Annotated in this window: 11 protein-coding genes; 5 read left to right on the plus strand and 6 right to left on the minus strand. The window is 42.6% G+C overall.

All coding sequences use genetic code 11. From position 1 onward, the window contains the following. Nucleotide 1: 1 nt before the first annotated feature. Together gltB and ppnP are read right to left on the minus strand one after the other, a co-directional pair. Nucleotides 2-4519: a glutamate synthase large subunit gene (gene gltB, locus EAH55_RS12150; RefSeq protein ID WP_121809831.1), complete on the minus strand. Its 4518-nt coding sequence runs from the start codon at nucleotides 4517-4519 to the stop codon at nucleotides 2-4. A 679-nt stretch (nucleotides 4520-5198) separates the two neighbouring features. Continuing rightward, nucleotides 5199-5480 (minus strand): pyrimidine/purine nucleoside phosphorylase, encoded by a 282-nt coding sequence (ppnP, locus tag EAH55_RS12155; RefSeq protein ID WP_121809832.1) that lies wholly within the window; start codon nucleotides 5478-5480, stop codon nucleotides 5199-5201. Between the two features lie 164 nt (nucleotides 5481-5644). On the opposite strand from ppnP, the gene EAH55_RS12160 reads away from it, so the two are divergent. Beyond that, entirely contained in the window at nucleotides 5645-6211 is a 567-nt protein-coding gene (locus EAH55_RS12160; protein ID WP_162996841.1) for a DUF6252 family protein, read from the plus strand. 66 nt (nucleotides 6212-6277) lie between these two features. Here EAH55_RS12160 and EAH55_RS30860 read toward each other — a convergent pair whose 3' ends face one another. Then, complete coding sequence (locus tag EAH55_RS30860) at nucleotides 6278-6736, minus strand: hypothetical protein (protein WP_162996842.1); 459 nt, start codon at nucleotides 6734-6736, stop codon at nucleotides 6278-6280. A gap of 210 nt (nucleotides 6737-6946) precedes the next feature. On the opposite strand from EAH55_RS30860, the gene EAH55_RS12170 reads away from it, so the two are divergent. After that, the gene (locus EAH55_RS12170; RefSeq protein WP_121809834.1) at nucleotides 6947-7498 is read left to right on the plus strand and encodes a sugar O-acetyltransferase; all 552 of its coding nucleotides are present in this window, start codon (nucleotides 6947-6949) and stop codon (nucleotides 7496-7498) included. A gap of 11 nt (nucleotides 7499-7509) precedes the next feature. On the opposite strand, the gene EAH55_RS12175 is transcribed toward EAH55_RS12170, so the two are convergent. Both EAH55_RS12175 and EAH55_RS12180 read right to left on the minus strand, forming a co-directional pair. Beyond that, nucleotides 7510-8280 carry an oxygenase MpaB family protein gene (locus EAH55_RS12175; RefSeq protein WP_121809835.1) on the minus strand — a complete coding sequence of 257 codons (771 nt, stop codon included), beginning with the start codon at nucleotides 8278-8280 and terminating at the stop codon, nucleotides 7510-7512. Between the two features lies 1 nt (nucleotide 8281). Beyond that, a complete protein-coding gene (locus EAH55_RS12180; protein ID WP_121809836.1) occupies nucleotides 8282-8680 on the minus strand; it encodes a ribosomal maturation YjgA family protein in 399 nt (132 codons plus the stop codon). A 210-nt stretch (nucleotides 8681-8890) separates the two neighbouring features. Here EAH55_RS12180 and EAH55_RS12190 point away from each other — a divergent pair, with 210 nt between their 5' ends. Then, on the plus strand, nucleotides 8891-9454 hold the full coding sequence (locus EAH55_RS12190; RefSeq protein ID WP_162996843.1) for a KilA-N domain-containing protein: 564 nt from the start codon (nucleotides 8891-8893) through the stop codon (nucleotides 9452-9454). 232 nt (nucleotides 9455-9686) lie between these two features. Beyond that, a complete protein-coding gene (locus EAH55_RS12195; RefSeq protein ID WP_121809839.1) occupies nucleotides 9687-11621 on the plus strand; it encodes an LTA synthase family protein in 1935 nt (644 codons plus the stop codon). Nucleotides 11622-11624: 3 nt separating this feature from the next. On the opposite strand, the gene EAH55_RS12200 is transcribed toward EAH55_RS12195, so the two are convergent. Then, nucleotides 11625-12314 carry a hypothetical protein gene (locus EAH55_RS12200; protein ID WP_162996844.1) on the minus strand — a complete coding sequence of 230 codons (690 nt, stop codon included), beginning with the start codon at nucleotides 12312-12314 and terminating at the stop codon, nucleotides 11625-11627. Nucleotides 12315-12627: 313 nt separating this feature from the next. Between EAH55_RS12200 and mutS the strand changes: the two genes are divergently transcribed. Continuing rightward, nucleotides 12628-15237: a DNA mismatch repair protein MutS gene (gene mutS / locus EAH55_RS12205; protein ID WP_121809841.1), complete on the plus strand. Its 2610-nt coding sequence runs from the start codon at nucleotides 12628-12630 to the stop codon at nucleotides 15235-15237. The last annotated feature ends 98 nt before the right edge of the window (nucleotides 15238-15335 follow it).

Consider the following 15335-nt stretch of genomic DNA (forward strand, 5'->3'; position numbering starts at 1 on the left):
CTTAGCCTATAGTTTGATATTGTGATTTCTCTAATACTTTTTTATACTCTCTTGGATACACTTTCACGAACTGGGTTGATGCTTCGTTCCAGTTGTTCAGGATCTTTTGTGCAAGCTTACTGCCTGTTAAAGAGATGTGTTTACGCAACAGTGTAAGGATCTGCTCTTCATCCTGCGCGGTTAGCGGGTCAAGGTCAACCATTTCGGTATTACAGTTTTCTGCAAAAGTACCTTCAGGATTATAAACCCATGCTATACCACCGCTCATACCAGCCGCAAAGTTGCGGCCTGTATTACCGAGGATGAGTGCACGGCCACCGGTCATGTACTCGCAACCATGGTCGCCAATACCTTCAACAACTGTGGTAGCACCTGAGTTACGTACCGCGAAACGTTCGCCGGCCATACCGCCTACAAACAACTCGCCCGATGTAGCACCGTAAAGGGCTACGTTACCGATGATGATGTTGTCTTCAGGAACAAAGGTTGCATTAGCTGCCGGATATACGGCTATCTGTGCGCCCGAAAGGCCTTTACCTACGTAGTCATTAGCTTCGCCTTCCAACTCAAAAGAAACGCCTTTAGTAGTGAAAGCAGCAAAGCTTTGACCTGCCGAACCTTTGAATTTGAAGTTAACAGTATTGTCAGGTAAACCTGCCGAACCATAAACTTTCGAGATTTCGTTTGATAACATGGTACCGATTGTACGGTCAACGTTAATTACATCGAAAGATGCAAATACCGGTGTTTTATCTTCCAAAGCAGGTTTAGCAGCTTCAACCAGTTTCCAATCAAGGATATTGGCCATGCCATGATCCTGTGATTCGCTGTTGTACAAGGTCATGCCTTTGGTGTTGGTAACCGGGTGCAGGATACCGCTAAGATCAATCTTTTTGGCTTTCCAGCTTTGCAGGTTATCTTTTACTTTCAGGAACTGTACGCGGCCAACCATTTCATGAATGGTACGGAAACCAAGCTCGGCCATGATCTCGCGTAACTCCTCAGCCATAAAGCGGAACAGGTTAACGATATGCTCAGGTTTGCCCGAGAATAGCTTACGTAATTCAGGATCTTGTGTGGCAACACCTACAGGGCAGGTATTCAGGTGGCATTTACGCATCATGATACAACCGCCTGCAACAAGGGCAGCTGTAGCTACACCCCATTCTTCGGCACCCATCAGGGCTGCGATAGCCAAATCGCGACCGGTTTTCAACTGACCATCTGTTTGTAATACCACACGGCTGCGGAGTTTGTTGCGTACCAATGTTTGGTGTGCTTCGGTTAAACCAAGCTCCCATGGTAAGCCCGCATGTTTGATAGAGCTTATTGGCGATGCTCCGGTACCGCCGTCATAGCCGGCAATCAGGATCACATCGGCGTGTGCTTTGGCAACACCGGCAGCAATAGTACCTACGCCTGCTTTTGATACCAACTTAACGTTGATACGGGCAGCACGGTTGGCATTTTTAAGGTCGAAGATAAGTTGTGCCAAATCTTCGATAGAGTAAATATCGTGGTGCGGCGGAGGCGAGATCAAACCTACACCCGGAGTAGAGTGACGGGTTTTAGCGATCCAGTCGTCAACCTTGTGGCCTGGCAGCTGACCGCCTTCGCCTGGTTTAGCGCCCTGCGCCATTTTTATCTGTAACTCGTCGGCGTTGGTAAGGTAGTTTGAAGTTACCCCGAAACGACCTGATGCTACTTGTTTAATAGCCGAACGTAATGAATCGCCGTTTGGCAATTTGTCATAACGCATTTCGTCCTCGCCACCTTCACCAGTATTGCTTTTACCACCAATGCGGTTCATGGCAATAGCCATAGTGCTGTGCGCTTCGTGGGAGATAGAGCCGAATGACATGGCGCCTGTAGCAAAACGCTTCATGATGCTTTCAGCAGGTTCAACCTCATCAATGCTGATTGATTCGCGGTGGTGCGCGAAGTCAAGCAGGCCACGGATGGTGAAATGCTTTTCAGTTTGCTCATTAACTACCTTAGCATAGTTTTTATATACCTCGTAGCTGTTGCTGCGTGTTGCATGCTGCAACAAGTGAACAGTGGTTGGGTTAAACAAGTGGGCTTCACCACGACGTTTCCATTGGTAAATACCACCCTCTGGCAACAGGTTATCAGCACCTTTAGCTTCAAAGCCCATTTTGTGTTTGCAAAGTGCTTCGCGGGCAATTTCGTCAAGGCCTAAACCGCCTATACGGGTTACTGCACCGTGGAAGTATTTGTCAACAACGGTTTTGTTCAAACCAAGGATCTCGAATACCTGAGCGCCGTGGTATGACTGCAGTGTTGAGATACCCATTTTTGAGAAGATCTTCAACAAGCCATCGTTAATAGATTTAACGTAGTTATTACGCAGTTTTTTGATATCGTAGGTGGTTTCAAGGCTCCCATTGTCCTTAAGTGTTTCAATGGTTGAAAGCGCCAGGTACGGGTTGATGGCAGTAGCACCAAAGGCCAGTAAGCAGGCAAAGTGGTGTACCTCCCATGCATCGCCGGTTTCAACAACCAGGCCTACAGCACCACGGCGACCTTTGCGGATCAGGTGGTGGTGGACGGCTGAAACAGCCAATAGGGTAGGGATAGGGGCATGCTCAGAGTCAACCGCGCGATCTGAAAGGATCAATACCTCGAAGCCGTCATCAACGGCATCTTCGGCGTAGCGGCAAAGGCGGGCAATACCTTTTTCCAATGAACCAGGCAGGCCATCAGCTTTAAAGTATGTTTGCAGTGTTTTAGCGTGGAACAGACCGGTATCAATACTACGCAGTTTTTCTAACTGGTGGTTTTTCAATATCGGGTGTTTTAATACCACGCAATGGCAATGCATTTTATCCTCATCAAGCAGGTTGCCATTGTTACCAATGAAGGTAGCAAGGCTCATTACCAAACGCTCGCGGATTGGGTCAATCGGCGGGTTGGTTACCTGCGCAAAGAATTGTTTGAAGTAGCTTGACAGGTGCTGGGGCTTGTCCGAAAGGATAGCCAATGGTACGTCGGTACCCATTGAACCTACAGGTTCTTTTCCATCAAGCGCCATTGGCTTAATGATGGTGTCGATATCCTCGCGGCTGTAACCAAATACCTGCTGGTAACGGTACACAGAAGCTTCAGATAGGTTAGCGAAAGCCAAACGTGGTTCAGAAAGCTCGCTCAGGTTAATTTTATAATTTTCAAGCCAGCGGCCGTAAGGTTGCTGTGATGCAACCTGTTTCTTGATCTCCTCATCGGTGATGATGCGGCCTTTTTCGGTATCGATCAATAGCATTTTACCTGGCTGTAAACGGCCTTTACGTAAAACGGTGCTTTCGTCGATAGTTAAAGTACCTGCTTCAGAAGCAGCGATAACACGGCCATCATTGGTTACCACAAAACGCAGCGGACGTAAGCCATTGCGGTCAAGCAACGCGCCTACCAGTTTACCATCGGTAAAGGTAATTGCTGCAGGGCCATCCCATGGCTCCATCAAGGTAGCGTGGAACTCATAGAATGCCTTTTTAAGCGGATCCATTGCTTCGTTGCCATCCCACGCTTCAGGTACCAGCATCATCATTACGTGTGGTAATGAACGGCCTGAATGCAATAGCACTTCAATAATATTATCCAAACAAGCAGAGTCAGACTGGTTGTTATCAATCACCGGTAATAACATCTCCATCTCTTCGGCAGTGAAGTATGATGAAGCGTAAGATTTTAAGCCGGCGTAAAACCAGTTTAAGTTACCTGTTAAGGTGTTGATCTCGCCGTTATGCGCAATTAAGCGGAATGGCTGAGCCAGTTTCCATGATGGGAATGTATTGGTTGAAAAACGCGAGTGGATCATGGCAAAGCCAGATGCAATACGCGGATCAGAAAGATCTGAATAGTATTTACGTAGCTGGTAAGTAGTAAGCTGGCCTTTGTAAATAATTGTTTTACAGCTTAATGATGTAAAATAGAAATTTTCAGAAGCACCGGCTACGGTTTCGGTAATGGTTTTGTTGATATACCTTCTGAGCACAAATAACTTACGCTCAAAATCATCGGCATTGGTAATATGATGCGGACGGGCAATATAAATTTGCTCAACATCGGGCTCGGCCTGACGGGCTGTTTCGCCAATAACCGACGAATCAACTACAAGTTTACGCTCGCCCAGTTTTTGCAAGCCTAATTTTTCAATTGCATTGTTAATAATGGTACGGCAGGCCTTTTTCTGGGCCGAATCCTTGGGTAAGAAAATCATACCTACACCATACTCGCCGGGTTCCGGCAGGCTGATCTCAAGGTTTGAGCATTCTTCCATTAAAAACTCATGGGGTAATTGTATCAATATACCCGCTCCGTCCCCGCTTTCGGGGTCGCATCCGCACGCACCACGGTGCTCCATGTTTTCAAGCATGGTCAACGCGTTATCGATGATTTCGTTGGTTTTATGACCGTTTATATTGGCTATAAATCCCGTTCCGCACGAATCGTGTTCAAATTCCGGTCTGTAAAGACCCTGGTGGCTATCAGTTTGATCCATTGTTTAAATTAAACCGTTTATAATATTTATAAGGGGTGTAACCACGAAGTTACCAAAACTCAAATAAATTATAAAATTTACGGTAATTTTTAAAGATTTCTAAAAAATCAATTATTTAAATCATAATTATTTAACATTATCTCAACAAAAAGAGATAAATATTATGATGTACAAAATGAAAGTACAAAAAAAATTATTTAGAATCAATATAAAGTTATACCAAACTTGTGCAATACATTTATTAAAGCTGACTTTTTAGCTATAACCAAATTAAATTTTGTGGTGTTTTTCTATATGATTAGTAGGAATTGGGAGATCGGTTCGTAGTTAGCGGTTCACTAATGATGGTTGAGGGTTGGATTAATTGAGGAATAAACGGCAGAAAGCAATTGAGATGCAAAAGCCTTGTGAAATATGCTCGAAGAATTTTTTGTGCCGAAGGTACACATCACATTTTGCAAGGTAAATAAAGGAATGGTTTAATTGTCTGAACCTGAATTTATAGAATTAAGGAATTAATGGAATTTTAGTTACTAAAAGACTTACGAAGTTTGAAAGCTTCGTAAGTCTGAATATCAATTGGATAAGTTTTCCTTATAAGCTCTATTGTGGAGTAATTACCTTTAGTTAACAATGAGCATCAACTATGAACTATGATCTATGAACCATACGCCACAACCTACCTATAAGTACACAAATAAGAGCTCTGTACTTCTGTTTTTACTTTAAAGGAGGTGTTGGCTTCAATTTCAAATGTTTGTCCGCCTATAAAAGTTTGCCATTGGTTTTGGCCAGGGAGTTGGGCTTCAAGGCTGCCTTCAATTACGGTCATGGTTTCATGGCTTGATGTGCCAAATTCATATTCGCCGGGTTCAATAACGCCGATGGTTGAGCGACCCTGAGGGGTAGTATATGCCAGTGATTTCACGGCACCTTCAAAATATTCGTTTACGTTGATCATGTTTAAAAATTTCGGCCTAATATGGTTAAATAAAATGATTTGTATTATAATTGGGGCTTAACTATTGAAAGCCGCCGCATTGGCGAATGTTAAAATATGTGAAAAAAGTAATTTCGGTTGTGATTATTACTTCCTAAACATCGTTATTTGCATAAAATTTATATATGAGGAAAATCCAACTATTAATGCTGTTCGTTTTATCAGCTATAATATTCCAGGGCTGTAAAAAGGACGTTGTTACTTCTGCTTCTACTACTTCCGACCAAATACTTGCTGCTACTATAAACGGTACATCGTGGATTCCGGATGATGTTACCGCTACGATAACTTATGATACTGAGGCTAAAACAAAATCATTTAATGTGGTAGGTACTGCCGACCTGAAAAGAGTAAAATGGACCATTACATTAAGTGATGCAACTGCTACCAATGTTAACACTTTTCCACTCGCCACTTATAAGGTTGATGCTACCAAAAGGGTACAGATGGCTTATTTTACTTCGGCAGGTGGGGTGGAATATGACCAGGTTGGTGTTGTTGAATCGGGATCTGGATCTATTATAATTACCGCTATTGATCCAACCAAAAACTTGATAACAGGTACATATAGCATGACCACTAAGAAAGTGAATTATAATCAGGATGGTTCTATTGAATCTATTGAAACGTCTCAGATTGCAAGTGGAACGTTCACTAATTTACCTTATACGTTTGGTCAAAGCGCTCAATAAGATATCAAATAATAAAATAAAAAGCCCTGAAGTATTTATGCTTCAGGGCTTTTTATTTTGATCTCCTTATTGATAATGATTGGGGTTTGTTGGGGTTGATGGATTAGGTGTTGGACTTGGTGTAGTCGGGCTCGACGGATTAGGTGTCGGGCTTGGGGTTGGCGCCGGCGTTGGCATATTAGGTGTGCTTGGCTGAGGCACCGGGTTTGGTGTATTAGGTGTTGGTGATGGGCTTGGGGTAGGCGTTGGTGTAGGAGCAGGTGTCGGTGTTGGCACTGGCATCGGTACACGGTTCGGATCTGTAGGCGTTGGTGTAGGTGCTGGATTTGGCACCGGATCTGTTGGTTTTGGGGTTGGATCCGGTGTTTTTGGTTTCTTTTTATTTTTACCTGGCACGGTATCGGTTGCCATGTTGTATTTCGCTATTGAAATGCCATTATTTTGAGACTTGTGGCCGTTGGCTAATGCAAATGAACCGGCTAACGACAGGGCGATAGCGGCTGTTGCTATTCTTAGATTTTTCATATTTTTTCTTTTTATTTATGAAAAGTTAACTAATAATATAACATAGTAGAGGGGGAAGGGTTTTAAAAAGTTGAAATGAATGTGACTGCCGTGGCCGATATCGTTGATTCGCCGTTTGTTATATTATTGCGGTATTTGAAAATGATTAATGTATCGCCGGTTTAAACAGCAAGATTTTATATTTGCAATATACCTGCAAATCAATTACCTATGACCGAACTTGAAAAAATGACATCCGGCGAGCTTTATAACGCCGGCGACGCTGAGCTTGTAGCTGCCCGTTCAAAAGCGCGACAACTGTTTACTCAATATAATGCTGCCAGTTATGACGACAAGGAAACCAAAACTGCCCTGCTAAAACAATTGCTGGGAAATTTTAAGGGTAATATTGATATCCAGTCGCCGTTTTACTGCGATTATGGTTTTAATATCACGGCCGGCGATAACCTGTTTCTGAATTTCAACTGCATCATACTGGATTGCGCCCGTGTTACTTTTGGCGATAATGTTTTCCTTGCGCCTAATGTACAGCTTTATACAGCGTATCACCCCGTCATAGCTGCGGAGCGGATAAAAGGCCCCGAATATGCCGCGCCCATCACCATTGGCAATAACGTATGGCTGGGTGGCGGTGTAATTGTATGCCCGGGTGTTACTATTGGCGATAACACCACCATAGGTGCCGGAAGCGTGGTTACCAAAGATATTCCTGCAAATGTAGTGGCTGTTGGGAACCCCTGCCGGGTGATCAGGTCTCTTTGATCTGGTTAGGGTCAGCCAAAAGCATAAGGTCGATCCATTCCCTGGATCTGGATTTTGTATTGTGCAGGGAGAAGGGCGTCCCGTAAAAACTTCCCGGGTTTAAGGTTCTTTGTAGCCTTATATACTTTTAATACTGGCCAAAGCCAGGCCGTTTTGCCCAGCGGTAGTTGCTGGCTAACTTGTGCCGGTACAGTAAGCAATTGCGCCTGTTTCAGGATCTGATAACGAACCAAACCGAGATGTTTTCTGTATTGATGATACAAATCGATGGTAAAAGCGCTATTGATGAGGTCGGTTTCAAGATGCTCCCCGCGCATTTGCAGGTATTGCTGATAATCGGCAGGCAAACCTGTTAAATGCATCCGTTCACCAACCTGTTTAAAAACGTTAAAAACTTCGGTTTTTTCGGCTACACTTAAGGGTTTTTCCAATAATTCATACGAGCGGATTGACAAATCTATGAGTAAGAATAATACATCACGATAGGCCCAGTCAGGTATTTGGGAGCCGCGAGATGTTTCAACGCCTTTGTGAATAGCAGTTATTTTATCGATAGCCTTCAAAGCTGCTTCACGCTCCGAAAAGAGAATCTGCCGGGAATAAGCCACCGTGCTGAATAGACGGCCCAAAGGGTCTGCCGGAAGCTTACCTGTAAAATAAAGCCAGTCGACCGCCTTGTTTAAAGCAAACTCGGCAGCCGCGCCTGCAAAAATAAAAAGGATGGTATCTGCCTTGCCCCAAATCCTGCGCACTATCGAATGTTCATCCACAAAAAGTTCCATACTATATAATGTTAGCTTTTGATAAGTTGTTTTTGGCCTGCCTGTAAAATAGTTCGGCTATTATTACTATAAATATGCCCACAGTATAACAAAGTATATCTCCCGATGAAAATGATTGCCCAAGTAGTATGGCAGCCAATTTTGAGTTTTGTAAACCAAGGTGCTTAAGTAAGTTAAAGTACTGGGAAATTTCAACTATGTAAGAAAAGAACAACGCACCGATTGCAGCTTTAATCCAGGAGATATCGATCACGCTTTTTACAAAGCAATAAATAAGGATAACCACTAAAAGATCGCCGCCAAAAGGGCGGATAAGGTCATCATGTAGGTATACACCGATAAACACTTCAATTATAAAAAGTAGTAAAGTTAAGATGGCGTATGTTTTGTTTAATTTCATTTGGTTTTTAAAAAGTACTTTGTATTTTAAAGTTAATAAATGTTTTTATATCCGCAATCGGCAAACCTATTTTTTATCCTTGGGGGATGGCTGTTTTTTATCTGAGCTGCTAACTTTTGTGGTCTTTTATGATTGTTTAAAACTTGAATGCTAATTTTTATAGTTTTTAAATTGCAACTGGTATACTTGTATTTTAATTTAAGCAGGTATATGGTAAACGCAGTTTTTGAGTTTGAATTTAATAATCAGGTTATTGAGTTTGATATAAGCGATAAGGATTTGATGATAAATGCCACGGAGATGGGCAAAATATTCGGAAAAAATCCGGCCGAGTTTTTAAAGTTGAAGCAAACCAAAGATTTTATAGAAGAACTGAAAAATTTGCCTTTACCTTTTAATGAAGCAAACGAAGAGCGAAGCTATGCCGATAGTCAGACCGATCTGGAATCGATGATATTTGTAAATAAGATAGATGGTTTATGGATGTGCGAGATCCTGGCATTGAAATTTGCCGGCTGGCTAAATCCTAAATTTGAGGTTTGGGTTTACAGTACCATACGGGAGTTTCTACCCAATTTGCGAGATAATAATGAAGCCTACAAGCAAATTGTAAAGTTTGAAGATCAACTGGAAAAGCTGGTGAAAAAATTACAAGGCAATGCAGATTTTCAATCGTATATGTTATTGCAGGAAAAACTGAAAAAGCTGCCTTATAGGATCAAACGAAATAATCAGGCTACTTTAAGGCAGTATAGGCAGTTAAAGGCTATTTAATTATTATTTTGTGGAGAAGGCATGCAGCCTTCTCCGATTTACTTTTTCGTTTTCGGCAATATACCTAACTCCGTTTTGCCAATTTAATGTCATTAAATCGCTGTTGATTTAGTATTAAATAATTGTAATCCTATTTTTTTTACTTTCGCTTTTTATTAGCTCCCGGCGCAAATGGGTTTGATCATCTCCTGCCGATCAGTCCCTGGGGGAAACTAAAAGCAACGTGTTTTTCATGGAAAGTAAATTAAGGTTGGCCGAATATAAAGTACTTTTATACAGGCTGTTTTTGGGGTATTTATTCTATTTTATTGCAAGGGTGCTGTTCTTTGCATTTAATACGCACCTGTTTGCTGTTGATAGCTTTTGGGCACTGCTCAGGTTATGCTACTACGGTATGGCCTTTGATACCACTGCGCTGCTTTATATCAATAGCCTGTTTATTTTGCTTAGCGTTTTGCCGCTAACTATTAATACCCGGCCTAAATTTCAAAAAGGGATGGCCATCCTGTACTTTGTTACCAATTTACTCGCGTACGCTACCAACTTTGTTGATATTATTTACTACCGCTTCAGCCAGGTGCGTTCAACCAAAGCTACACTTGATGTACTTGCCGATGAGAATAACAAGAAACTATTGTTCACTCATTTTTCTGAAGCCTATTGGTATGTAGTAACCATATTTATACTGTGTGCTGTTTGCTGGATCTGGCTGTATGGACGTGTAAAGTTGAAATCCGCGAAGGTGACTGATAAGAAGGTATATTTCTCATCATCTGTAGTTTCCTTTTTGTTGATCTTTGCACTGGTTATCGGAGGGATTCGTGGTGATTTTGCCCATAGCACAAGGCCAATTAATATGGTTGATGCCTATAAGCATATCACGGTGCCTAACCAGGGCGATATCGTGTTAAATACGCCCTTCGCTATTTTTCGTACGCTGGGTACCAATAATTATAAGCTTCAGCATTGGGCGGATGAGGCCTACATCAACACCAACATAAAACCCGTAAAACAATATAATACTAAACCTGCTAATAAACCCAATGTGGTGATCATTATATTGGAAAGCATGGCCCGCGAATATTGGGGCAGCATGAACCGCGATGTTAATATACCGGGCTTTAAATCATATACACCGTTTTTAGATTCATTATCCAACAGCAGCCTGATATTTACCAATGCTTATGCAACGGGCAGGCAATCTATTCATGCGGTATCGTCGGTTATAGCTGGTATTCCTTCGTTTCAGAATGCATTTACATCATCACCATACGCCAAGCAAAAAATCCAGTCGGTAGTATCCATTTGTGATAATATGGGGTACGAGACCTCTTTCTTCCATGGTGCCGCTAACGGTTCGATGGGTTTTCAGGGTTTTGGTAGTATTTTAGGGTACAAGCACTATTATGGCCGTACAGAGTATAATGATGATAAAGACTTTGACGGTATCTGGGGTATTTGGGACGAGCACTTTTTCCCGTTCATGGGTCGCACACTTAGCGCGCAGAAACAGCCCTTTATGGCCACGCTTTTCACCCTTTCATCGCATGATCCTTATCAGTTGCCCGAAAAGTATAAAGCAAGGTTTAAAGGAGGGCCGCTGGCTATTGATAAATGCGTTCAATATACGGATAATGCTTTGCGAATCTTTTTTAATTACGCTAAAACACAGCCATGGTTCAATAATACCATTTTTGTGATCACTGCTGATCATACCAGCCAGACCTATTATCCCGAATACAGTAAACAGGTTAACCGCTTTGCCGTACCTATCCTTTTTTATAGTGCCAATAACGCCTATAACTTAAAAGGTGTACGTACCGATTTGGCTTCGCAAATGGATATTTACCCAACAGTTGTTGACCTCATAGGTTATAACAAACCTTTCAGGTCATGGGGTAGGAGCCTGGTAAGTAACTTGCCCGATGAACAGCCCAAGGTGATCAATTCAACGGGTAATATTTACCAGTTTATGCAGGGCAATTATACTTACTTGTTCGACGGCAAAAACTTCACCGGCATTTTTGATGTGAGCGATAAAGGGTTGGAGAAAAACCTGATGACCGCACAACCTAACGCTGAAATGCAAAAAGGTATGCAGGATTGTAAGGCCCTGATCCAGGATTATGCAGACAGGATTGTGAACGGGAAGTTGGTGGCGAAATAGTAATTAATAAGTATATTCTCTTTTTTTATCAGAATATAGTTGTTTTTTATGCTCGCCGTTTGGTTTGGTACTTATTTCGTAAGCTGTTTCGTTAATGCAGTTGCCGCGGGAATCATAGGTTAATGTGGCTTCAAAATAGTTTTTATTTCCTTTGTAATCTTTTCTTATCCAGCTTACTAAATCGCCTTGTGGATTAAACGTCATACCTTCATCTGGCATTATGATGTTTTTCTTAAAATTGATTGTTGAGGTATCTGTATTCAAGATGGTGCCATCCGGTTTTATCACAGAGGTAATTACTTTATTCTTGTCATATAAATAGCTCGCCGTTTCTTTACCGTAAGGGCTACCGTCAGCTGCAAAACCCGAAATTTCCACAGGGTTACCACGTTCATTATTTACAATTTCGTAATGCTCAAATACATTGCCCGCTATGTTTTGGTAGATGATCTGCACCAAAAAATGCTGATTGTTGTATTGGTAAGTTATCATGTGTTTCTGCACGCCTAAGGCAGTCCAGCTTTCCGCAGTACTTGATAAAATCAACCTGTTGGTGGTGTCATTGGTTTGGGCAAGTCTTAAATTAAGTTTGTTATCATCGTCAAAGCGTTCTTCTGTTACAAGCATGCCAGCGTTATCAAACTTTTTTATGCTCTTGTTTTTGCTGTTACCCCTGTTTCTATAAAATGTCATGGTTTCAGTTATTTTTTTAGGTCGGGTACCTTTATAGTCGCGTTCTTCATTTAGGTGTAAAGCGCTGTATATATTTTGCGCACTTGCCAGCATTGGTATTAAAATAAATATGCAAGAGATTGTTAGTTTATATGTGATTTTTTTGCGCATAAGGTTTAGTGTTTATTATGAAATAGATTATAAGTTTTCAAAAGTAAGATAAGGCGGATAGTTTGTTTTACCCATATATTCCACACCACCTCAACTTTTCAACAATGCCCTAAAACACCTGCCAATGCATTAACTTTACCCGATTAACAGAAGGAGTAACCGCTTGGCTAAAGATACTACCAAAGAAACCCCCTTAATGCAGCAATATAATGCTATCAAAGTAAAGTACCCTGGTGCTTTGCTGCTGTTTAGGGTGGGCGATTTTTATGAAACATTTGGCGAAGACGCCGTAAAGGCTGCCGGCATTTTGGGCATAGTACTAACCCGCCGGGCAAACGGCGCCGCTACACATATTGAGCTTGCCGGCTTTCCGCACCATTCACTGGATACGTATCTGCCTAAACTGGTAAGGGCAGGGCAACGTGTGGCCATCTGCGATCAGCTGGAAGATCCTAAAACTACCAAAACCATTGTTAAGCGTGGCGTAACCGAACTGGTTACACCCGGTGTAGCTACTAACGATAACATCCTGCACCAAAAGAGCAATAACTACCTGGCATCGCTTCATTTTGAAAAAAATAGCATCGGTATTGCCTTGATTGATATTTCGACAGGCGAGTTCATGACCGCGCAGGGTAACAGCGATTATATTGATAAACTGCTGCAAAGCTTTTCGCCCAGTGAGGTGATCTATCCTAAAAGCCGCACACGCGATTTTAAGGATACCTATGGCGATCGCTTTTATACCTATGCCCTTGATGAGTGGCCTTACAGCGGCGATTATGCCAATGAAACATTGCTTAAGCATTTCGGTGTTAAATCGTTAAAAGGTTTTGGTATCGATAAGCTGAATTTAGGCATTATTGCTGCCGGTGTCGCCATTCATTATCTTAATGAAACAGAGCACCGCAACCTTGGGCATATCTCGGCCATCAGCAGGATAGAGGAAGACAGGTACCTATGGCTCGACAGGTTCAGTATCCGTAACCTGGAATTGGTAGGTTCGGCCAATGAAAATGCCATGACCCTGGTTGATGTGCTTGATCATACCTGCTCGCCAATGGGGGCACGTTTGCTGCGCCGCTGGATTGTGATGCCGTTAAAGCAGATCAAAGCTATTAACGACCGTTTAGGTGTGGTTGAATACCTGATTGGCAACGAGGAGTTGAGAGAAGAGTTATTGCAGTACCTGCGCCAGATAGGTGATCTGGAAAGATTGATTTCAAAGATAGGCCTTCAAAAAGCTAATCCGCGCGAGGTTTGCCAATTGAAAAAGGCTTTAACAGCAATATCGTACATCAAGCGTATTGCCGAATCATCGGAAAGCGCACCGCTGCGTGCCATAGGCGAGCAGTTAAATCCATGCACGCTGATCTGTGAAAAGATAGAACGCGAATTGAACCCCGAGCCGCCGGTAATGCTGGTAAAAGGTTCGGTAATGAACGAGGGGATTAATGAAGAGCTTGACCGGTTACGCAAAATCGCTTTTGGCGGCAAAGGTTACCTGCTGGAGATTCAGAAACGTGAAGCAGAGTTAACCGGAATTCCATCACTTAAAGTATCGTTCAATAATGTGTTTGGTTATTACCTGGAGGTTACGCACAGTCATCGTGATAAGGTACCAACCGAATGGATCCGTAAGCAAACCCTGGTTAACGCGGAGCGTTACATCACTCCGGAACTTAAAGAATATGAAGAGCAGATTTTAGGTGCCGAAGAAAAGATTCTGGCACTTGAAACTCAGCTATACAATGACTTGTTGTATTCGCTTGCCGAATATATTAAACCTATCCAGCTTAATGCCCAGCTCATAGCCCGTTTGGATGTATTGCTCAACTTCGCCACCATTTCCATTAAAAACTACTACGTAAAACCGGAGATAAACGAAAGTAAAGTACTTGATATTGCCGGCGGCCGCCACCCGGTTATTGAGAAGAACCTGCCGATAGGCGAGGAATACATTACCAACAGCGTATACCTCGATTCGGAAACCCAGCAGATCATCATTATTACCGGTCCCAATATGGCAGGTAAATCGGCCTTGTTAAGGCAAACCGGTTTAATTGTACTGATGGCCCAGATGGGATGTTTTGTACCTGCTAAGGCTGCAACCATTGGGTTGGTGGACAAGATATTTACAAGGGTAGGCGCATCGGATAACCTTTCGTCCGGCGAATCGACGTTCATGGTGGAGATGAACGAAACAGCCAGTATCCTCAATAACCTGAGCGACAGGAGCCTGATCCTGCTTGATGAGATTGGTCGTGGTACATCAACCTATGATGGTATCTCTATTGCCTGGTCAATTGCCGAGTATTTGCATAATCATCCAGCCGCGAGGGCTAAAACGCTTTTTGCTACGCATTATCATGAGTTGAACGAACTCAGTAATTCGTTTAATCGGATTAAAAACTTTAATGTATCGGTAAAAGAGGTTGGCCAGCAGATTATCTTTTTGCGTAAGCTGGTACCCGGTGGCAGCGAGCATAGCTTCGGTATTCACGTTGCAAAACTGGCCGGCATGCCATCAAAAGTACTTTCCCGTGCCAACGAAATCTTAAAGAAACTGGAAAACGAACGCACCGGCGGCGAACATATCAAAGAAAGTATCCGCAAGGTACAGAAACAGGCTGTACAAATGCAGATGTTTTCTATTGATGACCCGGTACTGGTAAAAATCCGCGATACACTAAATAACCTCGATGTAAACACACTTACCCCAGTTGAAGCGCTGATGAAACTGGATGAGATACAGCGTGTGGTGAAGAGTTGATGGTTTGGATGTGCAGATTTCAGATGTGCAAATGTGCAGACGAAAAAGCGTCATTGCGAGGCACGAAGCAATCCCGAACTATACAGAGAAACTTGCAT

The sequence above is a fragment of the Mucilaginibacter kameinonensis genome, from assembly GCF_003675385.1.
GTDB classification, from domain to species: domain Bacteria; phylum Bacteroidota; class Bacteroidia; order Sphingobacteriales; family Sphingobacteriaceae; genus Mucilaginibacter; species Mucilaginibacter kameinonensis.

Coding starts and splice junctions, on each gene's coding strand:
- ppnP (WP_121809832.1), bottom strand. CDS start 5,480: ATGATCAACGTAAACGAATATTTTGAAGGTGCCGTGAAATCACTGGCA.
- EAH55_RS30860 (WP_162996842.1), bottom strand. CDS start 6,736: ATGAAAAATCTAAGAATAGCAACAGCCGCTATCGCCCTGTCGTTAGCC.
- EAH55_RS12195 (WP_121809839.1), top strand. CDS start 9,687: ATGGAAAGTAAATTAAGGTTGGCCGAATATAAAGTACTTTTATACAGG.
- EAH55_RS12160 (WP_162996841.1), top strand. CDS start 5,645: ATGAGGAAAATCCAACTATTAATGCTGTTCGTTTTATCAGCTATAATA.
- EAH55_RS12175 (WP_121809835.1), bottom strand. CDS start 8,280: ATGGAACTTTTTGTGGATGAACATTCGATAGTGCGCAGGATTTGGGGC.
- EAH55_RS12170 (WP_121809834.1), top strand. CDS start 6,947: ATGACCGAACTTGAAAAAATGACATCCGGCGAGCTTTATAACGCCGGC.
- EAH55_RS12180 (WP_121809836.1), bottom strand. CDS start 8,680: ATGAAATTAAACAAAACATACGCCATCTTAACTTTACTACTTTTTATA.
- gltB (WP_121809831.1), bottom strand. CDS start 4,519: ATGGATCAAACTGATAGCCACCAGGGTCTTTACAGACCGGAATTTGAA.
- EAH55_RS12190 (WP_162996843.1), top strand. CDS start 8,891: ATGGTAAACGCAGTTTTTGAGTTTGAATTTAATAATCAGGTTATTGAG.
- EAH55_RS12200 (WP_162996844.1), bottom strand. CDS start 12,314: ATGACATTTTATAGAAACAGGGGTAACAGCAAAAACAAGAGCATAAAA.